The organism is Providencia sp. 2.29, from assembly GCF_015832305.1.
Taxonomy (GTDB): domain Bacteria; phylum Pseudomonadota; class Gammaproteobacteria; order Enterobacterales; family Enterobacteriaceae; genus Providencia; species Providencia stuartii.
In genome coordinates this window covers 2,719,877-2,743,073 of sequence record NZ_CP065420.1, presented here as the reverse complement: position 1 = coordinate 2,743,073, position 23,197 = coordinate 2,719,877, and the positions used below count along the sequence as shown (strand labels likewise).

The following is a 23,197-nucleotide window of genomic DNA, read 5'->3' as shown; positions in this document are numbered from 1 at the left end:
ATTACTGATCAAATCCTTTCGCTATAGTGTCAACGGTTGTATTTAACAGTTCGATATAGGTTGGTACTGGGCCATCTGCGGTTGATAGTGAATCTACATAAAGGACTCCACCGTATTTTGCCCCAGTTTCTTTACTAACTTGGCGTGCTGGTTTGTCTGAAATTGTACTTTCGCTAAATACCACAGGGATATTATATTTACGTACAGTATCAATCACATTTTTAACTTGTTGTGGCGTTCCTTGTTCTTCCGCATTAATTGGCCAGAGATAAGCTTCTTTAAAGCCATAATCTTTTGTTAAGTAGCTGAAAGCGCCTTCACTTGAGACTAACCAACGTTTCTCTTCAGGGATACGGTTGAGTCGCTCACGCAGTGGAGCATCAAGTTGTGCGATCTGTTCAGCATATTTTTTCGCATTTTGGTTGTAGATTTCTGCGTTTTCTGGATCATACTTAACCAATGCTTTGCGAATATTTTCGATATAAATTTGGGCGTTTGCAGGTGACATCCATGCGTGTGGGTTCGGATTCCCCTTATATTCGCCTTCACGAATTGGCATAGGGTCAATCCCCTCAGTGACGACAACAGCAGGAACATTTTGGAAATTTTCAAAGAAGCGTTGGAACCAGACTTCAAGGTTTAAGCCATTCCATAAGATCAGGTCGGCATCATAGGCCTTCATGATATCTTTTGGTGTTGGTTGGTAACCGTGGATTTCAGCGCCAGGCTTGGTAATCGATTCCACAACGGCGGCATCCCCTGCGACGTTTTGTGCGATATCTTGAATAATGGTAAAAGTTGTGACGACCTTAAACTTTTTAGCTAATGCAGGTTGACTGATTAGTAAAATAGTAGATAAAGCAAAGACAGCAGAAAGTAGTGGTTTAGACAGTAGAGATAGTGTTTTCTTCATTATTCAGACCCTGACATCATTGGCTTAGTGGATTTTTTAATTACCCTGTTACGCATAAAAAGAATAGCAGGAGTAAAAGTCAATTGATAATGATTATCAATATCAACTGGATAAAGTCAAGACAAAAAGTGTGTGATTTTTCTATTATTGTGATTACTTTTTTCAATGACTAAAACATGTCTTGAAGTAAAAGTTAAGTAAAAATTATTTTATTTTTCTTACTATTAGTTATTCTTCCGTCAGTTTTATTAGCAGAGGATATCTCGGTGAAAAAAAATATCAGTGGCGCATTGGTATTTCTGTTGCTAGCGGGTTGCTCTAGTGAACCAGAAAAACAAGTATCAACACAACGGATGTTAAATAAAAGTAGCAATTTATCAACAGTGCAGCAAAATATTTCCTTTCCTCGTACGCCATTTGATGAGTTCATTCGAGAGTCTGCGAGTCGTTATAATGTTGATGAAACCTTAATTCGGGCCATCATTGAGGTTGAATCAAATTTCCGGCCGGATGTCGTCAGTAAGTCGAATGCGATTGGTTTAATGCAAATCAAAGCTTCAACTGCGGGGCGTGATGCATATCGTTACCAAGGGAAATCAGGGGAGCCTTCAACGCGAGATTTAAAAGATCCGAGAAAAAATATTGATATTGGCACAGCTTATATTCGGATATTAAAAGAGCAACACCTTGCTGGGATTAACAATCCCCAAACGATGTACTATGCGACTGTCGTGGCTTACGTCAATGGTGCTGGCGCCTTGTTAAGGACATTTGATAATGATAAAGGCAGAGCTATCGCGATGATTAATCGATTGACACCTGAAGAGTTTTATCAACACGTTCAAACGAAACACCCAGCGCCTCAAGCTCCGCGTTATTTATGGAAAGTCAAAAATGCCTATAATTCATTAGCCATGAATTAATGATGTGCCGCCACTAAATGTGGGAGTTGCGCGACAATCTCAACGATACCGTTGATAACAAACTGCACTCCCATACAAATTAATAAGAACCCCATTACCCTTGATATCGCATCAATTCCACCATTACCTAACCATTTCATGATAGAAGTGGCACCTCGTAATGCTAACCAAACAATTAAGCTAACAATGAAAAAGGTGATTACCGGAGCGACTTTTAATACCCAAGGGGCAAAGCCAACATCACCTTGTAAAGAGGCCGCTGAGCTAATGATAATAGCGATGGTACCTGGCCCGGCAGTACTCGGCATGGCAAGGGGAACAAACGCAATATTAGGTGATTTCTGACGTTTTTTAGAGACGGTTGTGTCATCAGGTGTTAAGGCACTGGTATCATCGTTATTCTCACCGCTAGGGAATAGCATACCAAAACCAATAAATGCCACAATTAACCCACCAGCAATGCGTAATCCGGGAATCGAAATACCAAATGTATTCATCACTAATTGCCCTGCGTAGAAGGCAATAGTCATGATCGCGAAAATATAAATAGAAGCCAAAAGTGATTGATGGTTTCGCTGCTCTTTGGTCATGTTGCCAGACAAACTCAGCATCACTGCAATTGTTGTCAATGGGTTGGCAAGAGGAAGTATTAAAACCAATCCAATACCGATGGCCTGAAATAGCTGAAGAAAATCATTCATAATAGGCAAATTAAGCTCTTAATGGAGGTTAAAATTCAGTGCGAATTGGCACTATAGCAAAAATTATGCACAGATGCCCTGTAAAACCGCTTATCTCGCTACACAATCTCTGATATATCACGCGATAAAGTTACCAATCTTATTGTGATGATTTTTTTAAGATTTAAAAAGAAGTAGTTGTACACATTAACTGTGGATAACATTCGCATTCTATTGTGAATAAGTTGATTTACTCTTTTTATAACAGTGAGATATAACAGTGAGCTAAAAAATGTTCAATTTTTAAGATAAAAAAAACCCTTTTTATGGGGGACATAAAAAGGGAAAGGGCATCTATTAGTAGGTTGTCAAAATTTCGATATGGTTAAGTTATACCGTTAATTTTGTTATTTACTTACTGGTTATGTAAATTCATTAAAAGAATACGTGTACAATTATTTATTAGTGAGCGAGGGAGAAAAAATGCTAATTGGAATCAATCATTTAACTCTAGCCGTTAGTGACATACAAAAAAGTATTTCTTTTTATCAGACGGTATTAGGAATGCAGTTACATGCAAGTTGGGAGCGAGGGGCTTATTTAACCTGTGGTGCACTATGGGTATGCCTTTCTTATGACCCGATGAGACAAGAGGTTGCTGCTGCAAAGCGTCGTGATTACACCCATTATGCTTTTACGGTGTCAGCTGAGGATTTTTCGGATATCGTTGAAAAATTGCATCAAGCCGGCGTGACTGTCTGGAAAGATAACCGCAGTGAAGGTGACTCCTTCTATTTTTTAGATCCAGATGGTCATCAATTAGAAATTCATGTTGGTTCATTAATAGATAGATTAAAGAGTTGCCGCAAAAAGCCGTACGACGGAATGGTATTTTATTCATAGTCAATACACCGCGGCGAATAGGTGATAACACAGGTGAAAGTTATAGGGAAACATTATGTCTATTCAAAGTGTAGCGACTGTTGGTGGGTTGGAACAACAATTAGATTGGTTATTAATCGACTGTGTAAACAGCGGGGCTTCGATTGGATTTATTGCTCCAATAACACAGGTTGAAGCGCGCAATTATTGGCAAACAGTTGATCAAGGCTTGCAAACCGGTGAACGTTTATTACTCGTAAAATTAGTCGACAAACAGTTAGCTGGGGCAATTCAACTTTCATTTTGCGCAAAGGCAAATGGTCGCCATCGGGCAGAAGTTGAAAAACTCATGGTACACACAGCTTTTCGTCAGCAAGGCATAGCTAAACAGTTGCTTCTCGCTGTGGAGCAGGTAGCGCTAAGCCATCAACGAACATTACTTGTATTAGATACTCGTACAGGTGATGTTGCTGCACATCTGTATCGCCAACTAGATTATATTGAGGTGGGCGAAATTCCTCATTTTGTATCGAATGCTCAACAGGAGTTTGAAAGTACAACTATCTTCTATAAGCACTTAAGTGTAAACGTATCATCTTAATTTGCTTACTTTTATTAGCCTATTAATATTGCTAGAGTTTTCTTTACAAACTATTTTTTATTATAAATATTGCTTTACGCCCTATGCACTATGCTAACTAAAGTCAAACAGGTAAGTTTTGGGGTTGTAAATGAAAAATGTAATGACGGCTCTGACGGCATTCGTCATGCTAATGGGAGTCGCAATAGCTGCACTGCTTATTGTTTTTCCGCAGCAATGGAAGCAGGACATCTATCCTAGTGTAGCAAGTATTTTGCCTGAATCTATTAATGCGCTAATGCCAAGCTGGGGTGCGGATTATAATGCATGTGACAGTTTAGAAAGTAATTTGCAAACCTTTGCCGAATATTTAAAGACAAATGAAGATGTTGTCAACGTTAAAGGTATGAATGGACTGGACGACCAATTGAATGCCATACGCTCACGGGTTGAGAGTATGCCAGTACAAGTACGGAAATTAGTTTGCCAACAAGAATATGCACGCTTAGAAGGGTTAAAAAGTGTGTTCTTTTTGGGAAATAATTAGCGTTAACTTAATCAAAATAGTGCAGAAAATATCGCAGGGATAGAAAGCAAAATTTGTTATTTAAAACATCTTACATGATCTGTGTTAGTCTAAGTATGCCGTGTTGATTTAGGGAGCGTATCATGCGCATATTTAGACTTCCTTTCTTAAATTGGCTAATTTTCAACGCCATCGCCTTCTATTATCTTGATACGAAAAATAGCCTGTCTTGGAGTTTCTCTGGTTGGATGGGAATATTGGCGATACTGGTTGCGTTGGAAAGCTTTGGGTGGATAGCCGCCAGTTTATATTATTTTTATCGTTACAAGACATCCCCTAATCCCATCGTTCAGGCAACAGCGTTGATCACGGAGGGGCCATTTAAATTCTCTCGTAATCCACTCTATTTGGCGTTTACATCCTTGTGTGTCAGTTTGGCACTGTTTACCCAATCACCGTATTTTCTTGTATCAGGCCTTGTATTTTGGCTGGTGACCGATCTGTATACTATCCCTCAAGAAGAAAAGTTCCTATCAGCACGTTTTCAAGAGGAGTGGCAACGTTATAGCCAACAAACACGACGCTGGCTGTAACTTAAGAATACGGTGTGTATTTTAAAATAACCGTTAAATATGCATTTTGTTCTTAACAACTAGCGCAAAATATCGTTGTTTATCATATTGTCTTGTTTATTTATCAGCGGAGCGTATCACGACTAGAGGTATCTATTTACTGGTTGATGACGTAAAACGAGGCATGCGCACGCAGAGATAAAAAAAGTGAATTCAGATCACTTTACACTGCTCTTCACTCAGTATTCAGCGGCTTGAAGGCCAATGCATTGAGTAAACAATCCATTGCTATTTTTTATTAACCATTTGCTCAATAGATGCACACACTATGAATATTGAAACTTTCATTTCGTTATCGATGTTTTCTTTTGTCACGTCCATTACCCCAGGCCCCAATAACATCATGTTACTTGCATCGGGGATGAATTTTGGACTAAAGCGAACTATGCCACACGCATTAGGGGTCTCAATAGGCTTTTTGGTGATGCTAATTGCAGTGGGAATGGGAGTGGGGGCTTTAATTAAGTCGTCAGAGATCGTTTATAATATTTTGAAGTATCTAGGGATAGCCTATTTATTATGGCTAGCTTGGAAGACGACAATCAGCCGTTCAGTTGGATCAGCAAAAAACAGTAATGAAAAACCGCTAACGTTGTTAGAAGCAGCGCTGTTTCAATGGGTAAACCCAAAAGCATGGATGATGGCGATATCGGGTATGGCCCTCTACACAGACTCAACGAACCCTTATAGCTCAATGTTGCTTGTGGCGGTTATTTTTAGCCTAATTAATTTTCCATCTGTCACGATTTGGGCTATGTTTGGTAGTGAGTTGCGCGAACGATTGAAGAACCCTAATGTTTTGAAAAAGTTTAATTTAATTATGGGGCTATTGCTTGCGGCAAGTGCGATATCAGTGATATTCCAATAATATCTTATCGCCTCAACAGTAAGGCAAAAAGGGAAATATTGGGTTATCGGATAAGTGATAGTGGATATACAGCATTATGGTGTATATGGGGAGTGTAGGCAGGCTGGTGGAAAGAAGCATACCAGCTATACATTCCGCTATATACCTCCACGCGCACAATTGAGTTAATTAAACCAATCGAAACGGGAATGAATATTGAGCAAACCTACGATTAAATAAATCGGATAGAAAGTCAGCATTAGTGAAAAAGGGGCTGACTGAATTGTGATTATCATTGCGCTGATATATAGGCTCAGTTTTTCACTCGTCATTTTGAAAAATAGGCGGCCTTTAATGGGAAGCAGCTATTAGCACCTGTGGTGACAATCCAAATATTTTTCCAGTTGAGCAAAGCCAAGGGTTGATTATTTTAGTATTTATACCTATTTATATTGTTGTGGCAATGCGGCATATCTTGTTTTAATTGTAGAAAATAGACTCAGTATTTTTATTGCGCTCATTTTCGTATTGATTGGTACTTCATATAAACTCACCATTTTCTATGTTGCACTATTCAAGTTGTGTCCATCGCTCTATTTGAGCAGGTTTGAACTATTCGGCGATAATAACCACTCATCTATCGCGAATAAATCAGTCTGTGTTATCATTGTCAATGAGTTACTTTTAATGTGCATAGTCAGTTAGTCATTTGTGTACATATCTCGCATAGTGAAGTGAGGAATTAATCGTAACGTATTGTTTTATAAACTTGGAATAATCAAGCAAGTGATCTTTCGTGTGGGTCACCACTGCTGATAAGGATTTATTAATGCCTGTTATTACTCTTCCTGATGGAAGTCAGCGTCAGTTCGACCATGCCGTTTCTGTGATGGATGTTGCGCGTGATATTGGAGCAGGTCTCGCAAAAGCGTGTATTGCGGGCCGTGTAAATGGTGAATTGGTTGATGCCTGTGAACTGATCGAGCATGATGCCAATTTGGCTATCATTACCAGCAAAGATGATGAAGGGTTAGAAATCATTCGTCACTCTTGTGCTCACTTGCTAGGTCATGCAATCAAACAATTGTGGCCAAACACCAAAATGGCAATTGGTCCAGTTATCGATAATGGTTTTTATTATGATATTGACCTAGATTATGCGCTGACGCAGGAAGACTTGGAAAAGCTTGAAAAGCGTATGCTTGAGCTTGCCAAAACAGATTATGATGTAATTAAAAAACGTGTTTCTTGGGCCGAAGCTCGCGAAACCTTTGTTGCCCGTGGCGAAGATTATAAAGTTGAAATTCTTGATCAAAATATTAGTCAAGACGACCGCCCAGGCTTATATCATCATCAAGAATATATTGATATGTGTCGCGGTCCACACGTACCTAATATGCGTTTCTGTCACCACTTTAAATTACAGAAAGTGGCGGGTGCATACTGGCGTGGTAACAGCGATAATAAAATGCTGCAACGTATTTACGGTACCGCTTGGGCAGATAAAAAGCAGCTGAATGCCTATCTATTACGCCTTGAAGAGGCGGCTAAGCGTGACCACCGTAAAATTGGTAAGCAATTAGATTTATACCATATGCAGGAAGAAGCGCCGGGTATGGCGTTCTGGCACAATGATGGCTGGACAATCTTCCGTGAATTAGAAACCTTTGTACGTACTAAACTAAAAGCCTATAACTATCAAGAAGTAAAAGGTCCATTTATGATGGATCGGGTACTTTGGGAAAGAACTGGGCACTGGGAAAACTACAAAGACGCGATGTTCACAACGTCTTCTGAGAACCGTGAGTATTGCGTGAAACCAATGAACTGCCCAGGTCACGTACAAATTTTCAACCAAGGTTTGAAATCATACCGTGATCTGCCATTAAGAATGGCTGAGTTTGGTAGCTGCCATCGTAATGAACCATCCGGCGCGTTACATGGTTTAATGCGTGTACGTGGCTTTACACAAGATGATGCTCATATCTTCTGTACTGAAGATCAAATCTTAAGTGAAGTCACCGACTGTATTAAAATGATTTATGACGTTTATGCAACATTTGGCTTTGAAAAAATTGTTGTTAAATTGTCTACACGTCCTGAAAAACGTATCGGTACTGACGATATGTGGGATACCGCAGAAGCGGATCTGGCTCAGGCGTTAAAAGATCAAGGTATTGAGTTTGAATACCAGCCAGGCGAAGGGGCATTCTATGGTCCTAAAATTGAATTTACACTGTATGACTGCCTAGACCGCGCATGGCAGTGTGGTACTGTACAGTTAGACTTCTTCTTGCCAGGCCGCCTCAATGCATCTTATGTTGGTGAAAACAACGAACGTATTGTGCCTGTGATGATCCACCGTGCGGTATTAGGTTCACTTGAGCGCTTTATCGGTATTTTGACAGAAGAATATGCAGGCTTCTTCCCAACATGGTTGGCGCCACAACAAGTGGTTGTGATGAACATCACTGATACTCAGGCGGATTATGTTCAAGAATTAGTCAGCAAGCTACAAAGTGTTGGCATTCGTGCGAAAGCGGACTTACGTAACGAGAAAATCGGCTTTAAGATCCGCGAACACACCTTGCGTCGTGTTCCTTACATGTTAGTTTGCGGCGATAAAGAAGTTGAATCAGGTAAAGTCTCTGTACGTACCCGTCGCGGTAAAGATTTAGGCAGCCTAGATGTCAATGAATTTACAAACAAACTGCTAGAAGAAATTCGCAGTCGTCAGCTTAATCAGATGGAGGAATAAGGTATTAAAGGCGGAAAAAAACTCCCAACAGCACGTCCAAATCGTATTAACGAAGAAATCCGTGCAACTGAAATTCGAGTTACCGGTTTTGACGGTGAGCAACTCGGTGTCATGAGTGTGCGTGAAGCACTTGCGAAAGCGGAAGAGGCTGGTGTTGACCTAGTTGAAATTAGCCCTAATGCTGAGCCACCTGTTTGCCGGATCATGGATTACGGCAAATATCTTTATGAGAAGAGTAAGTCTCAGAAAGAGCAAAAGAAAAAACAAAAAGTTGTTCAAGTGAAGGAAATTAAATTCCGTCCAGGAACAGATGAAGGCGACTATCAAGTTAAACTACGTAGTCTGATTCGCTTTTTGGAAGATGGTGATAAAGCCAAAGTTACCTTGCGTTTTCGCGGTCGTGAAATGGCTCACCAACAGATCGGTATGGAAGTGCTTAACCGCATTAAAGCCGATCTGGATGAACTGGCGTCTGTGGAGTCATTCCCTTCAAGAATTGAAGGTCGCCAGATGATCATGGTCTTAGCACCAAAGAAAAAGTAAGTTTATCATCATGAACAGCACCCGCATAAAAGCGGGTGCTATATCTTGTTGAACCAATCATGGAAAATATCTAACAACCTATATTGGATGCTCTGAATATAGGCTTGATAATATGAAAAGACATGGGTTTGTGCGAAAAAATTGATTATCTACTTGAGTAATCGGGCAATAAGCATTAAAATCCGCGGTCGAATCGCCTTATCATTCGGTAATTACCCGAGGTGACGTAGGCAAAGAATATGGCACTTTAGTTATCAACATATTGAATCTATTAGATTAAACGGTAACTAGGGTGTATGCTTTAGAGAATATAAGCAAATCTCTTTATCCAGTTGGAGGAATAAAGTATTAAAGGCGGAAAAAGAATCCCAACAGCACGTCCAAATCGTATTAACGATGAAATTCGTGTGAATGAAGTCCGTTTAACCGGTTTAGACGGCGAACAGCTCGGCATTATGAGCCTGCGTGATGCACTAGAAAAAGCCGAAGAAGCAGGGGTAGACCTTGTTGAAATCAGCCCAAATGCCGAACCGCCAGTTTGTCGTATCATGGATTACGGCAAATTCCTTTATGAGAAGAGCAAGTCTCAAAAAGAACAGAAGAAGAAGCAAAAAGTTGTTCAGGTGAAGGAAATTAAATTCCGCCCTGGTACAGATGAAGGTGATTATCAGGTCAAACTACGCAACCTGATTCGCTTTCTCGAAGATGGTGACAAAGCCAAAGTTACACTGCGTTTTCGTGGTCGTGAAATGGCTCACCAACAAATCGGTATGGATGTACTTAACCGTATTAAGTCCGATTTGGATGAGCTGGCGTCTGTGGAGTCATTCCCTTCAAAAATTGAAGGGCGTCAGATGATCATGGTGCTGGCACCTAAGAAGAAATAATTAGGCCATCAAGTAATTGTGTTTACAGCAATGTAGATGCTATTCGCCTAATTAATTCGTAGTTTATCACAATGCGAAGTTGGAAATTAAAGAAATGCCAAAGATTAAAACTGTACGTGGCGCAGCAAAGCGCTTTAAAAAAACTGCAGGCGGTGGCTTTAAGCGCAAGCATGCAAACCTTCGTCACATTCTGACTAAAAAGTCTACTAAGCGTAAACGCCATTTACGTCCGAAAGGAATGGTATCTAAGGGCGATCTGGGTCTGGTAGTTGCCTGCCTGCCTTACGCATAAGTAAACATTGGTTAATAAGATTAAAGACGATAGGAGATAGCTATGGCTCGCGCAAAACGTGGTGTAATCGCCCGTGCACGTCACAAAAAAATTCTGAAGCAGGCGAAAGGTTACTATGGTGCACGTTCTCGTGTTTACCGCGTAGCGTTTCAGGCGGTAATCAAAGCTGGTCAATACGCTTACCGTGACCGCCGTCAACGTAAACGTCAGTTCCGTCAACTGTGGATCGCGCGTATCAACGCAGCGGCTCGCCAAAACGGTCTGTCTTACAGCCGTTTCATCAATGGCTTGAAAAAAGCTTCAATTGAAATCGACCGTAAGATCCTGGCAGACATCGCCGTATTCGACAAAGCAGCATTCACTGCTTTAGTTGAAAAAGCGAAAGGCGCTTTAGCTTAATGTTTGCTTGAAAAGAGGAAGGAGACTTCCTCTTTTCATTTATGTGGTTTTATGTTAATACTTAAGTAATACAGTCCGTTTAGTGAATTAATTATATGCAAATCGTCGCTTTTCGTTTCTTCTTTTACTTTAGCACCTGAGTTTCGGGGGCTTGCGCGCGTAAGAAAAGAAACGAAAAGTTACGCTAAAGCCTCCGTCAGGAGGCTTTTTTGTTTTTGATTGAAGAAAAATACAGTAAAATCAGTTAAGTGCTTATCCATTCAATAAATGGCAAGTGAGAACTTAATAAATCGGTGAATAACTAGCAAAACGACCGTAAGGTCATAAAGGGGAAATAATGCCACATCTCGCTGAGTTGGTTGCACAGGCAAAAGCAGCCATTGAACAGGCCCAAGATGTTGCTACGTTAGAGTCAGTTCGTGTTGAATATTTAGGCAAAAGTGGCCACTTCACACTACAGATGAAAACGTTGCGTGATCTGCCTGCTGATGAACGTCCAGCAGCAGGGGCTGTGATTAATGAAGCCAAAGTACAGGTTCAAGATGCACTGAATATGCGTAAAGCAGCCATGCAGGCTGAAATACTGAATGCACGTTTAGCATCGGAGAGAATTGATGTCTCATTACCTGGGCGTCGTATGGAAAATGGGGGATTACACCCAGTTACCCGTACCATTCAGCGAATTGAAGAGTTTTTTGGTGAGTTAGGCTTTAGTGTTGAGACGGGGCCTGAAATCGAAGATGACTACCATAACTTTGATGCATTAAATATTCCTGCCCACCACCCAGCTCGTGCCGATCATGATACTTTCTGGTTTGATGCGAAGCGTTTGCTGCGTACCCAAACTTCCGGTGTGCAAATTCGTACCATGAATGGGCAACAACCGCCAATCCGTATTATCGCACCTGGTCGTGTTTACCGTAACGATTACGACCAAACACACACGCCAATGTTCCATCAAACAGAAGGGTTGATTGTTGATAAAGATATCAGCTTTACTAACCTAAAAGGCACATTGCATGATTTCCTAAATAATTTCTTTGAAGAAGAAGTCCAAGTCCGCTTCCGTCCATCTTATTTCCCATTCACAGAGCCTTCTGCTGAAGTGGATGTTATGGGGAAAAATGGTAAGTGGTTAGAAGTGTTAGGCTGCGGCATGGTTCATCCAAATGTACTACGCAATGTGGGTATTGATCCAGAAATCTACTCAGGCTTTGCATTTGGCATGGGAATGGAGCGCCTTACAATGTTGCGCTACGGTGTTTCTGATTTGCGCGCATTCTTCGAAAATGATCTTCGTTTCCTCAAACAGTTTAAATAAGGCGGGACTTTCTCATGAAATTCAGTGAACTTTGGTTACGTGAATGGGTGAACCCAGCCATTAGCAGTGAAGCATTATCCGAACAAATCACGATGGCCGGTTTGGAAGTTGATGGTGTTGAACCGGTGGCGGGGCAATTTACAGGTGTTGTTGTTGGTGAAGTGGTCGAATGTGGTCAGCATCCAAATGCAGATAAACTACGAGTCACAAAAGTCAATGTTGGCGGCGATCGCCTGCTTGATATCGTGTGTGGGGCACCTAACTGCCGTCAAGGTTTGAAAGTAGCTGTCGCAACGGTTGGTGCAGTTCTACCCGGCGATTTTAAAATCAAAGCAGCAAAACTCCGTGGCGAGCCGTCAGAAGGGATGCTTTGTTCATTCTCTGAGTTAGGTATTTCTGATGATCATAGCGGTATTATTGAGCTGCCATTAGACGCGCCAATTGGTACTGATTTACGTGATTATTTGAAATTTGATGACAGCATCATCGAAATTAGCATTACGCCAAACCGTGCGGACTGTTTAAGCATTCTTGGTGTAGCACGTGATGTGGCTGTAATCAATAAACAAGCACTGACAGCGCCTAAGATTGAGGCGGTGAAAGCCACTACAACCGATACCTTCCCAATCCGCGTTGAAGCACCTGAAGCATGTCCGCGTTTTCTTGGTCGAGTTATCAAAAATATTGATGTCTCTGCACCAACCCCAATGTGGATGAAAGAGAAATTGCGCCGTGGTGGCGTGCGTTCAATCGATGCTGTTGTTGATATCACAAACTATGTATTGCTTGAACTGGGTCAACCTCAGCATGCCTATGACCTCGATCGCCTAAATGGCGCTATCGTGGTGCGTATGGCAAAACAAGATGAAAAGCTGGTTCTGTTAGATGGTAGCGAAGCGACGCTGAACGCTGATACGCTAGTGATTGCTGATGAGAAAAATCCACTCGGTATTGCGGGTATTTTTGGTGGTGAGCATTCAGGTGTTAACAGCGAAACCAAAAACATCCTTCTAGAATGTGCGTTTTTTAATCCACTAGCGATTACAGGTCGTGCACGTAATTATGGTTTGCACACTGATGCTTCTCACCGTTTTGAGCGTGGTGTTGATCCTGAATTACAGTTCAAAGCCATTGAACGTGCGACACAATTGATTCTGGATATTTGTGGTGGTGAAGTTGGTGACATTATTGATGTCACAAGCTCAGCTCATTTACCGAAAGTCGCTCATATTACTCTGACTCGCAATAAACTCGATCGATTGATTGGTTATGCGATTGCGGATGATGTTGTGACAGATATTTTGACCCGTTTAGGTTGCCAAGTGAAAGCTTCTGAAGGGCGTTGGGATGTGGTTGCACCAAGCTGGCGTTTCGATATGCAGATCGAAGAAGATCTGGTTGAAGAAGTTGCACGGGTTTATGGTTATAACAACATTCCAGATGTACCGCTGCGTGCAGATTTAGTCATGACTAAGCACAAAGAAGCTAATCTGCCGCTTAAGCGTATTAAGGCGATGTTAGTTGATAAAGGCTACCAAGAAGCAATTACTTACAGCTTTGTCGACCCGAAAGTGCAAGCTTTGCTTCACCCAGAGCAGGAAGCATTAGTGTTACCAAACCCAATTTCTGCTGATATGTCGGCGATGCGTTTGTCACTTTTAACAGGTCTTTTGACTACGGTAGTCTATAATCAAAATCGTCAACAAAATAGAATTCGATTATTTGAGACAGGTTTGCGCTTTATCCCTGATAATCAAGCAGAATATCAAATCCGTCAGGAAACCATGCTGGCTGGCGTGATTGCGGGTAACCGATTCGATGAACATTGGTCATTAGATAAACAAGTTGTGGACTTCTTTGATTTAAAAGGTGATCTTGAAGCTGTTTTGGAATTGACTGGCAAACTGAATCAAATTACATTTAAACCTGAAGTACATCCGGCATTGCACCCTGGTCAAAGTGCTGGGATTTATCTGGAAAATGAACATATTGGTATTATTGGTGTTGTTCATCCAGAACTAGAACGTAAACTCGATTTAAATGGTCGAACTGTGGTATTTGAGGTTCGTTGTGATGCGATAGCACACCGTGCAATCCCTGATGCGAAGGCGATTTCACGCTATCCATCGAACCGTCGCGACATTGCGATTGTTGTGCCAGAAAACGTTGCCGCCGCAGATGTTTTGGCAGAATGTAAAAAAGTTGGCATAAATCATATAGTTGGCATAAACTTGTTTGATGTGTATTGTGGTGAAGGGATAGCAGACGGTTATAAGAGTCTCGCTATCAGTCTCGTCTTCCAAGATACAACGCGTACCATGGAAGAAGAAGAGATAACCGCGACCGTTGATCTGTGTATTGCTGCATTAAAACAGCGATTCCAAGCCTCCTTGAGGGACTAAAACTATGGCGCTTACTAAAGCTGAAATGTCAGAAAATTTGTTTGAAAAACTGGGTGTTAGCAAACGTGATGCTAAAGACCTTGTGGAATCTTTCTTTGAGGAGGTTCGCCTCTCCTTAGAAAATGGTGAGCAAGTGAAATTATCTGGATTCGGTAACTTTGATTTACGTGATAAAAATCAACGTCCCGGTCGTAACCCAAAAACTGGGGAAGATATTCCAATTACTGCACGCCGTGTTGTCACTTTCCGTCCTGGCCAAAAATTGAAGAGCCGCGTCGAAAAAGCGACACCAAAAGAGTGATAGTAGACTTGCATTGCGAGTAAAAGACCGCCGTTTAGGCGGTCTTTTGTTTTTCATGGCACAGCATTATTTCAATATATTTTATGCTATCTATCTGGATGCAGAATAGGGTTTCCACACTATCAGCTAGAAAATATTTAGAGGATATTGAGGATTGATCACACTGATGTATTTATCGATATTTTAAATAGCTACCTATGGTATCGGTAGCTATAACTTTTAAGGTGGAAAAATTTATATTCGGTCGCCTATCTTTGCAACAATGCGGTAAAATAATTAATAGGTAATTGTGCAAGTCCTATTTGTTTAAGTTGATCAAGAGGATTTCCCGCCGTTTTAGAATAATCGGTTCTATCGAGAGTCGGGGCAAAGGCGATCGATAAATTTTCTGGGGTCATCTGGTGTTTTTCTGCATGACGGCTGATTTCGGTAAGTAGGGGCACCGCTATTTGCAATATCAATGGCAGTTTTTTTAGCGGTGGCAGTGAGTCTAAAATTTTTGTATCAGAAACGGCTAAAATATTATTTTCGCTCGTTGCCAATGTTGGGTTTGTTTCAATAGCACGTTTCACTGTAGCTTTGTTTCCGATTGCATCATGATATTTAGTGAAGAGAGTCGATAATGTTTTTTGTTCACTCGATGAACTATCTAAAACGTTGCCAACTAATTTTTTATATGCTGATGTTAGATCAGATACGTCAATGTTATTTTTTTGAATAAAAAAGATATCAATAGATTTATTGCTAGCGAGATGCTCTAATATTATTTCAACTCTCTGTTTGTTGCCTGATATTCGAAATGGTCCTGTTTCATGTAAGTAATTTGGATGAGATAAGATAGCAGTACCAATCTCATTAATTTGCTGGTATTTAAGGCGATCTTCATAAGCGATACCAATATACTCATTGATAGCATCTATATTCTGTTTTTCAATGAGTTTTGCTGTTTGTTGTTGCGCTATCCGCATTTGCATTGCGTTTAATTCAGCCGGGGTTTTGTATTGAGAAGGGGGGAGCGCATTTTCTTGATCGCTATCGCTTAATTTTTTGTAATTTAATACATCAATATTTTTGTTTTTTATTTCAATAGATTCATGTTGGTGTTGCGAAGGTAACCCTAAAAATTTTTTTAAAACATTAGTCACTCGTTGGATTGATGCAGCAAAGAGGCTTGTTTTGGGTTGATTGATAGGCTTAAGGGGTGTATCGGCTATTTTAGTTGTGGAAGTGAAGTCGGGCGTTGATGTTGATAAAGTCGATTTCATATTGTCCCTTCAAATGCTCAAATAAAAATGGATGTGCAGTATAAATTTGCTGCATTGGTATCGCTTGCACAAAAAGCTATAATTGGGCAATACTGTTAATATTTAAGACATTTTCTACTTAATGAATAATCAATTGCTTACCCTTCAAAAACGTCAGAGGCACGCCGATATACGGTTACTGCGTGTATTGGTCTGTTTTTTAATCGTTGTCAGTGTCTTGGCTTTGAGTGTCGGCGAAGTAGGGTTATGGCCTAACCAATGGGCGAGCGAATCGGCACAATTATTTATTTGGCAAATTCGTTTTCCTCGATTATTGGCAGTCATTACCATTGGTGCAGCCCTTGCGGTAACAGGGGCTATCATGCAAGCCTTATTCGAAAATCCACTGGCTGAACCTGGGTTATTGGGGATCAGCAATGGTGCTGGTGTCGCCGTCGTTCTGATTGTTTTGCTCTCTCATGGGGTAACTCAGTATTGGCTAATAAGTTCAGGTGCAATTGTTGGTGCATTATTGTTAACCGCGATACTGCTGTTTTTTGCCAAACGAAAGCATTTTAATAACACGAGCTTACTGCTAGTTGGCGTGGCGCTTGGTGTGATTTGTGGTGCGATAATGACTTGGATGGTCTATATGAGTAGCAGCCTAGACCTACGTCAACTCCTCTATTGGATGATGGGAAGCTTTAGCGGTATTGATTGGCGTCAATTTGCTCTAGTCATTGCTTGTATTCCTTTTTTATTGTGGGCAATTTGCCAAGGTAATACACTCAATTACTTATCACTTGGATCATTGCAAGCTTATCAACTCGGTTTTTCTCACCATCGCTGGCGTCTTGCTCTGATTATCGTGACGGGGGTGCTAATTGGTTTGAGCGTTGCTATTGCGGGTGCTATTAGTTTCGTTGGGTTAGTCATTCCCCATATTTTACGGTTGGCAGGATTGACCGACCACCGAACATTATTGCCGGGGTGTGCTATCACAGGAGCGGGAGGGTTATTATTAGCCGATATGCTTTCACGCACACTGATTGCCAATGCTGAGGTACCTATTGGTGTGATAACCGCGACGTTAGGGGCACCTATCTTTATTTGGCTATTAGCGCGTAACAATCAATGGCGATAAAATAGAATGATGAATAGACAACCTATCATTGAGCTAATTCAGTTTTCCATTGATAGCCGGCTTATCAATATTAATGAAACTGTGTTTGCGGGAGAGCAAATTCATTTACTTGGTGCAAATGGGGCGGGGAAAAGTACTTTGTTCAGTGGAATGAGTGGTTTTTTAGCTTTTCAAGGACAATTAAATATTAATGGTCGGGCGCTCAACGAGTATCGGGTGCAAGCTTTGCGTCAGCAAAGAGCCTATTTTCCTCAGCAAGTATCAACGCAACCTATTTTAAAAGTCTTTCAATATCTGGCGCTGTTTTATTCATCAAATGAGTATCAAATAGCGTTATTTAACCAATTAACTGAAGATTTCCAATTAGCGTGCTTGTTAATGAAACCTATTACACAACTTTCGGGTGGTGAATGGCAGCGAGTCCGTATTATTGCAACTTTTTTGCAAGTTTGGGATCGTCAAGATTTAAGTGGAAAATTTATTCTATTTGATGAACCAACAAACAATTTAGATATTATTCAACAATCCAAGCTTGATAAATGGGTGAAATATTTTTGTGATTGCCAAGGAACGGTTATAATGAGTGGGCATAACTTGAGTCATTCATATCGACATGCAAGTCGTATATGGATGTTAAAAAAAGGTGAAATTATTTTTTCAGGTAAACCTGAGCAAGTGATGACTGACTTTAATTTATCTGAGATATTTGCAAGTAAAATTATTTCAAGTACAGATAGCGAAACGAAAACTTGGCAAGTAATTAGTTTTGACGAGTAGCAGAAAAATTGTTTTAATCGTCGGTTTCATTATGCTTTACGATATAAGAAATGTTTTCAGGTGTTGATGTTCGGTTAAAGTAACTTTAACTAGAATACTCTCTTCTTAATAAAAAATTAGGCTACAGATTATATGAGCAATTTCCTTCCGTTTTCAAAACCGGCAATCGGTGACGAAGAGGTTAAGGCAGTAGAGAAAGTTCTACGTTCAGGCTGGATTACGACAGGGCCTCAGAACCATCAGTTGGAACAAGATTTTTGTGAACGTTATGGTTGTAAGCATGCAATAGCGCTAAGTTCAGCCACTGCGGGTATGCATGTTGTTTTAATGGCATTGGGTATCGGCCCAGGCGATGAGGTGATCACCCCGTCGCAGACATGGGTATCCACCATTAATATGATTGAGTTATTAGGCGCGACACCCGTTATGATTGATGTCGACCGTGATACATTAATGGTACAACCCGATGCGGTAGAAAAAGCGCTTACTGCGAAAACGAAAGCGATAATTCCTGTACATTACGCAGGTGCTCCTTGTGATCTTGACGCTTTGCGTGCTATCGCGCAAAAAGCGGGAGTGGCGTTGATTGAAGATGCGGCTCATGCGGTGGGAACGCGCTATAAAGAAGAATGGATTGGTCAGCAGGGAACCGCTATTTTCTCTTTTCATGCAATTAAAAATGTGACGTGTGCGGAAGGTGGATTAGTCGTCACTGATAATGATGAATTAGCACAGCGCGTTCGTACCTTAAAATTCCATGGTCTCGGGGTTGACGCCTTTGATAGACAAATGCAAGGTCGAAAACCACAAGCAGAAGTGGTTGAACCTGGTTTAAAATATAATTTATCTGATATTCATGCAGCGATTGCTGTTGTTCAGTTGTCTCGTGTTGAAGAAATGAATCAACGTCGTGCACAATTGGTAGCGCGTTATCGTGCCGCACTGAAAGACTCCCCATTACAAATGCTTTCAGTTCCTGAATATTCACATTTGCATGCTAACCACTTATTTATGGTGCGTGTCGATAAAAGTGTATGCGGTATTGATCGTGATAGCTTTATGGAAAAACTAAAAGCGTATGATATCGGTACAGGTTTACATTTCCGTGCCGCACATACACAGAAATATTACCGTGAGAAATACCCAGAGCTCTCACTCGTAGAGTCAGAATGGAACACCGCGACCCTTTGTTCCCTGCCTCTCTTCCCTGATATGTCTGATGCAGATGTTGATCGGGTTGTTAAAGCGATAAATGAAATCCTTTTGGAGTCAAAATAGTGTCATTTGTAGATGAATTTGAAGAGATAAAAAAAGTCTCTGTTGTAATCCCTGTTTATAATGAAGAGCAAAGCCTACCTCAGTTACTTGAGCGTACAATTAAAGCGTGTAAACAACTTACGCAAGAGTATGAGTTGATTTTAGTGGATGATGGGAGTAGTGACCGTTCCGCTAAAATGTTGACTGAGGCAGCAGAAAATCCTGATAACCATGTTATCGCGATTATTTTGAATCGTAATTATGGGCAGCATTCTGCAATTATGGCTGGTTTCAATCAAGCGGATGGTGATTTGGTGATTACACTGGATGCTGATTTACAAAACCCTCCAGAAGAGATCCCTCGCTTAGTGCAAACGGCGGCACAAGGCTATGATGTTGTTGGCACGCGTCGTGCTAACCGTCAAGATTCTTGGTTCCGTAAAACGGCATCTAAAATGATTAATGCGATGATCACAAAAGCGACCGGTCGCTCTATGGGCGATTATGGTTGTATGTTGCGTGCTTATCGCCGTCATATTATTGATGCGATGTTACAATGCCATGAAAGAAGTACATTTATTCCAATTTTAGCCAACACGTTTGCACGTAGAACCATTGAAATTGATGTAGCGCATGCTGAACGTGAGTTTGGCGATTCTAAATACAGCTTTATGAAGCTGATTAATTTAATGTATGACCTGTTGACGTGTTTAACAACAGCACCTTTGCGTTTGTTAAGTGTTGTTGGGAGTATTATTGCAGCAGGCGGTTTCTTGCTCGCAGTGTTGTTAATCGTATTACGTTTGCTCTTTGGTGCAACATGGGCCGCTGACGGCGTATTCACACTGTTTGCAATACTCTTTATGTTTATCGGTGCACAATTTGTTGCTATGGGCTTGCTTGGTGAATATATCGGCAGGATTTATAATGATGTGCGCGCGAGACCCCGTTATTTTATTCAAAAAGTCGTCGGTGCTAAGGCTAAGACTGACAAAAACCAGGAAGAAAACTAATGAAAGCTATTGTTTTTGCCTATCATGATATTGGCTGTGTAGGGCTGAAAGCGCTAAAAAAAGCAGGTTTCGATATTCAAGCAGTATTTACTCATACTGATGATCCTAACGAAAACCACTTTTTCTCTTCAGTAGCGCGTGTCAGCGCGGACATGGAACTTCCTGTTTACGCGCCAGAAAACGTAAACCATCCGCTATGGATTGAACGTATTCGCGAATTAAAACCTGATGTAATTTTCTCATTCTATTACCGCGATATGCTCAGTGAAGAATTGCTGGCATTGGCCCCTAAAGGTGCATTTAACCTGCATGGCTCTTTACTGCCTAAATACCGCGGTCGTGCGCCAATTAACTGGGCATTGCTGAACGGCGAGAAAGAAACAGGCGTGACGTTGCACAAAATGGTCACTAAAGCCGACGCTGGTGACATTGTTGCACAAGAAAAAGTCACAATCACCGATACTGATACTGCATTAACGTTACACGCAAAAGTTCGTGAAGCGGCTGAAGTACTGTTAGATAAAACACTGCCATTGATTGAAGCGGGTAGCTATAAAACAGTGGCGCAAGATGAGAGCCAAGCAAGCTATTTCGGTCGTCGTACCGCTCAAGATGGCTTGATCGACTGGAACCGTTCTGCAAAAGAAATTGATTGCTTAATTCGTGCTGTTACTGAGCCATACCCAGGCGCATTTACCTATTTAGGTGAGCGTAAAATGGTAATTTGGCGTGCACGTGTGCTCGATGATAATCAAGGTAAACGCGCGGGTACAGTATTATCAAGTGACCCTCTGCGTATTGCTTGTGGCGAAGGGGCTATTGAAGTTGTTAGTGGTCAGGGTGACTCCGGTTTATATATGCAAGGCAACCGTCTAGCAAATGAAATGGGTATCGTGACTGATGTTCGTGTAGGGCCAAAACCGACTGCACAAATTAAACGTCGTAAGCGTGTTCTGATCTTAGGTGTTAACGGTTTTATCGGTAACCATTTAACAGAGCGTTTATTGCAAGATGATAATTATGATATCTATGGTATGGATATCAGCTCATCGGCGATTGACCGCTTTATTGGTAACCCACGTTTCCACTTTATCGAAGGTGACGTCAGTATTCATACCGAATGGATCGAATACCACATTAAGAAATGTGACGTTATTCTGCCATTGGTGGCGATTGCAACACCAATCGAATATACCCGTAACCCACTGCGTGTCTTTGAATTAGACTTTGAAGAAAACCTGAAAATCGTGCGTTACTGCGTGAAATATAACAAACGTATTATCTTCCCATCGACTTCTGAAGTTTATGGTATGTGTGATGATAAAGAGTTTGATGAAGATGAGTCACGTTTGATTGTTGGTCCTATCAATAAACAGCGCTGGATCTACTCTGTGTCTAAACAGCTGTTAGACCGAGTAATTTGGGCATATGGCGCGAAAGAAGGCTTGAAATTTACGTTATTCCGTCCGTTTAACTGGATGGGGCCACGTTTGGATAGCTTGAACTCAGCACGTATTGGTAGCTCTCGTGCGATCACTCAGTTAATCTTGAATTTAGTTGAAGGTTCGCCAATTAAATTGGTTGATGGTGGTGAGCAAAAACGCTGTTTCACTGATATTAAAGATGGTATCGAAGCACTGTTCCGTATTATTGAAAACAAAGACGGCAAATGCGACGGTCAGATCATCAATATCGGTAACCCAACAAACGAAGCAAGCATTCGCCAATTAGCTGAAATGTTACTTGAAAGTTTCGAAAAACACCCTCTACGCGGCCATTTCCCTCCGTTTGCAGGTTTCCGTGAAATCGAAAGTAGCAGCTACTATGGTAAAGGTTATCAAGATGTTGAACACCGTAAACCAAGCGTGGAAAATGCACGTCGTCTGCTTGATTGGGTTCCAACAATCGATATGAAAGATACTATTGAAGAGACACTGGATTTCTTCTTGCAAGGTGCGGTAGAAGAATTAGGTAAGAACTAATGAAAAAAGTTGGCTTGAGAATTGATGTGGATACCTATCGAGGCACATTAGAAGGTGTACCACAACTACTCAACGTGCTGAAACAGCATGACATTCAGGCCAGCTTTTTCTTCAGTGTAGGACCCGATAACATGGGGCGCCATTTATGGCGCCTTTTGCGTCCTAAATTCCTGTGGAAAATGCTGAGGTCAAATGCCGCCTCCCTATATGGGCTAGATATTTTATTGGCGGGTACAGCGTGGCCAGGTAAAAAAATAGCCAAAGATTTAGGCTATTTGATGAAACAAACGCTAGATGCAGGTCATGAAGTAGGGTTGCATGCTTGGGATCACCAAGGTTGGCAAGCCAAAGTGGCTAAATGGAGCGAAGCCCAATTAACGGAGCAGGTTAAATTGGGGGTTGATGCTTTGCAGCAAGCCATCGGTCAGCCTGTTACGTGTTCGGCGGTTGCTGGCTGGCGAGGCGATGAACGTGTGCTTGAGGTTAAACAAAAGTTTGGTTTTAATTACAACAGCGATTGTCGCGGTAAGTATCCATTTAGACCCATTTTACGTGATGGTTCAATAGGCACGGTACAAATTCCTGTCACATTACCGACTTATGATGAAGTCGTTGGCACCGTTGTCAGTGATGAAAATTTTAATGATTTTATCCTTCAAGCGATAAAAGAGGATCAAGGTGTCCCCGTTTACACCATTCATACTGAAGTTGAAGGTATGTCTAAATCAGAACAATTTTCACAATTATTGGAACGAATTGCCCAAGAAGAAATCCAATTCTGTACATTGAGTGATTTGCTGCCAGAAGACATTAGCACTTTACCTAAAGGGAAAGTCGTGAGAGCGCCATTCCCAGGGCGTGAGGGTTGGCTTGGCTGCCAAGAAGAGGGATAGT

Annotated in this window: 24 protein-coding genes and 1 other annotated feature; of the genes, 21 read left to right on the top strand and 3 right to left on the bottom strand. The window is 41.3% G+C overall.

What is annotated here, in order from left to right; translation table 11 throughout:
• Position 1: 1 nt before the first annotated feature.
• A complete protein-coding gene (locus I3B46_RS12640; protein ID WP_004919060.1) occupies positions 2–913 on the bottom strand; it encodes a metal ABC transporter substrate-binding protein in 912 nt (303 codons plus the stop codon).
• Positions 914–1,179: 266 nt separating this feature from the next.
• On the opposite strand from I3B46_RS12640, the gene I3B46_RS12635 reads away from it, so the two are divergent.
• Positions 1,180–1,836 carry a transglycosylase SLT domain-containing protein gene (locus tag I3B46_RS12635; RefSeq protein ID WP_004919061.1) on the top strand — a complete coding sequence of 219 codons (657 nt, stop codon included), beginning with the start codon at positions 1,180–1,182 and terminating at the stop codon, positions 1,834–1,836.
• On the opposite strand, the gene I3B46_RS12630 is transcribed toward I3B46_RS12635, so the two are convergent.
• On the bottom strand, positions 1,833–2,537 hold the full coding sequence (locus I3B46_RS12630; RefSeq protein WP_004919062.1) for a MarC family NAAT transporter: 705 nt from the start codon (positions 2,535–2,537) through the stop codon (positions 1,833–1,835). The genes I3B46_RS12635 and I3B46_RS12630 overlap by 4 nt on opposite strands.
• A 462-nt stretch (positions 2,538–2,999) precedes the next feature.
• Between I3B46_RS12630 and fos the strand changes: the two genes are divergently transcribed.
• From fos to ihfA, 14 genes are all read left to right on the top strand, one after another.
• Complete coding sequence (fos, locus tag I3B46_RS12625; RefSeq protein WP_036943857.1) at positions 3,000–3,419, top strand: fosfomycin resistance glutathione transferase; 420 nt, start codon at positions 3,000–3,002, stop codon at positions 3,417–3,419.
• Positions 3,420–3,474: 55 nt separating this feature from the next.
• Positions 3,475–3,999: a GNAT family N-acetyltransferase gene (locus tag I3B46_RS12620; protein ID WP_053110851.1), complete on the top strand. Its 525-nt coding sequence runs from the start codon at positions 3,475–3,477 to the stop codon at positions 3,997–3,999.
• Between the two features lie 130 nt (positions 4,000–4,129).
• Positions 4,130–4,525, top strand: a complete 396-nt coding sequence (locus I3B46_RS12615; protein ID WP_004919070.1) for a hypothetical protein — start codon at positions 4,130–4,132, stop codon at positions 4,523–4,525.
• 122 nt (positions 4,526–4,647) lie between these two features.
• Positions 4,648–5,097, top strand: coding sequence for a methyltransferase family protein (locus tag I3B46_RS12610; RefSeq protein ID WP_036943860.1), 450 nt, complete (start codon positions 4,648–4,650; stop codon positions 5,095–5,097).
• A gap of 307 nt (positions 5,098–5,404) precedes the next feature.
• Entirely contained in the window at positions 5,405–6,004 is a 600-nt protein-coding gene (locus I3B46_RS12605) for a LysE family translocator (protein ID WP_014658194.1), read from the top strand.
• 808 nt (positions 6,005–6,812) lie between these two features.
• Positions 6,813–8,741 (top strand): threonine--tRNA ligase, encoded by a 1,929-nt coding sequence (thrS, locus tag I3B46_RS12600; protein ID WP_014658195.1) that lies wholly within the window; start codon positions 6,813–6,815, stop codon positions 8,739–8,741.
• 3 nt (positions 8,742–8,744) lie between these two features.
• A complete protein-coding gene (gene infC, locus I3B46_RS12595) occupies positions 8,745–9,284 on the top strand; it encodes a translation initiation factor IF-3 (protein WP_071599650.1) in 540 nt (179 codons plus the stop codon).
• A gap of 347 nt (positions 9,285–9,631) precedes the next feature.
• Positions 9,632–10,171, top strand: a complete 540-nt coding sequence (infC, locus tag I3B46_RS12590; RefSeq protein WP_036943861.1) for a translation initiation factor IF-3 — start codon at positions 9,632–9,634, stop codon at positions 10,169–10,171.
• A gap of 94 nt (positions 10,172–10,265) precedes the next feature.
• On the top strand, positions 10,266–10,463 hold the full coding sequence (gene rpmI, locus I3B46_RS12585; protein ID WP_004263702.1) for a 50S ribosomal protein L35: 198 nt from the start codon (positions 10,266–10,268) through the stop codon (positions 10,461–10,463).
• A 42-nt stretch (positions 10,464–10,505) separates the two neighbouring features.
• Positions 10,506–10,862: a 50S ribosomal protein L20 gene (gene rplT / locus I3B46_RS12580; protein ID WP_004263714.1), complete on the top strand. Its 357-nt coding sequence runs from the start codon at positions 10,506–10,508 to the stop codon at positions 10,860–10,862.
• 89 nt (positions 10,863–10,951) lie between these two features.
• Positions 10,952–11,076: a sequence feature (Phe leader region), on the top strand.
• Positions 10,958–11,002, top strand: coding sequence for a pheST operon leader peptide PheM (pheM, locus tag I3B46_RS22695; protein WP_120752679.1), 45 nt, complete (start codon positions 10,958–10,960; stop codon positions 11,000–11,002). It overlaps the preceding feature by 45 nt.
• A gap of 123 nt (positions 11,077–11,199) precedes the next feature.
• Positions 11,200–12,183: a phenylalanine--tRNA ligase subunit alpha gene (gene pheS / locus I3B46_RS12570; RefSeq protein WP_004919085.1), complete on the top strand. Its 984-nt coding sequence runs from the start codon at positions 11,200–11,202 to the stop codon at positions 12,181–12,183.
• Positions 12,184–12,197: 14 nt separating this feature from the next.
• Positions 12,198–14,585 (top strand): phenylalanine--tRNA ligase subunit beta, encoded by a 2,388-nt coding sequence (gene pheT / locus I3B46_RS12565; protein WP_004919087.1) that lies wholly within the window; start codon positions 12,198–12,200, stop codon positions 14,583–14,585.
• Positions 14,586–14,589: 4 nt separating this feature from the next.
• Positions 14,590–14,886, top strand: a complete 297-nt coding sequence (gene ihfA, locus I3B46_RS12560; protein ID WP_004919089.1) for an integration host factor subunit alpha — start codon at positions 14,590–14,592, stop codon at positions 14,884–14,886.
• A gap of 248 nt (positions 14,887–15,134) precedes the next feature.
• On the opposite strand, the gene I3B46_RS12555 is transcribed toward ihfA, so the two are convergent.
• Entirely contained in the window at positions 15,135–16,151 is a 1,017-nt protein-coding gene (locus I3B46_RS12555) for a RhoGAP domain-containing protein (RefSeq protein WP_004919091.1), read from the bottom strand.
• A 121-nt stretch (positions 16,152–16,272) separates the two neighbouring features.
• On the opposite strand from I3B46_RS12555, the gene btuC reads away from it, so the two are divergent.
• The 6 genes from btuC to arnD all read left to right on the top strand — a co-directional run bounded on the left by btuC (position 16,273) and on the right by arnD (position 23,196).
• Complete coding sequence (gene btuC, locus I3B46_RS12550; protein WP_036943866.1) at positions 16,273–17,274, top strand: vitamin B12 ABC transporter permease BtuC; 1,002 nt, start codon at positions 16,273–16,275, stop codon at positions 17,272–17,274.
• Positions 17,275–17,280: 6 nt separating this feature from the next.
• A complete protein-coding gene (locus I3B46_RS12545; protein WP_040133060.1) occupies positions 17,281–18,051 on the top strand; it encodes a vitamin B12 ABC transporter ATP-binding protein BtuD in 771 nt (256 codons plus the stop codon).
• Positions 18,052–18,183: 132 nt separating this feature from the next.
• The gene (gene arnB, locus I3B46_RS12540) at positions 18,184–19,329 is read left to right on the top strand and encodes a UDP-4-amino-4-deoxy-L-arabinose aminotransferase (RefSeq protein ID WP_104873418.1); all 1,146 of its coding nucleotides are present in this window, start codon (positions 18,184–18,186) and stop codon (positions 19,327–19,329) included.
• Complete coding sequence (gene arnC / locus I3B46_RS12535) at positions 19,329–20,321, top strand: undecaprenyl-phosphate 4-deoxy-4-formamido-L-arabinose transferase (protein WP_004919099.1); 993 nt, start codon at positions 19,329–19,331, stop codon at positions 20,319–20,321. Before arnB ends, arnC begins: the two co-directional genes overlap by 1 nt.
• Positions 20,321–22,303 carry a bifunctional UDP-4-amino-4-deoxy-L-arabinose formyltransferase/UDP-glucuronic acid oxidase ArnA gene (gene arnA / locus I3B46_RS12530; RefSeq protein ID WP_004919101.1) on the top strand — a complete coding sequence of 661 codons (1,983 nt, stop codon included), beginning with the start codon at positions 20,321–20,323 and terminating at the stop codon, positions 22,301–22,303. Before arnC ends, arnA begins: the two co-directional genes overlap by 1 nt.
• Positions 22,303–23,196 (top strand): 4-deoxy-4-formamido-L-arabinose-phosphoundecaprenol deformylase, encoded by an 894-nt coding sequence (gene arnD, locus I3B46_RS12525; protein ID WP_004919102.1) that lies wholly within the window; start codon positions 22,303–22,305, stop codon positions 23,194–23,196. Before arnA ends, arnD begins: the two co-directional genes overlap by 1 nt.
• The last annotated feature ends 1 nt before the right edge of the window (position 23,197 follow it).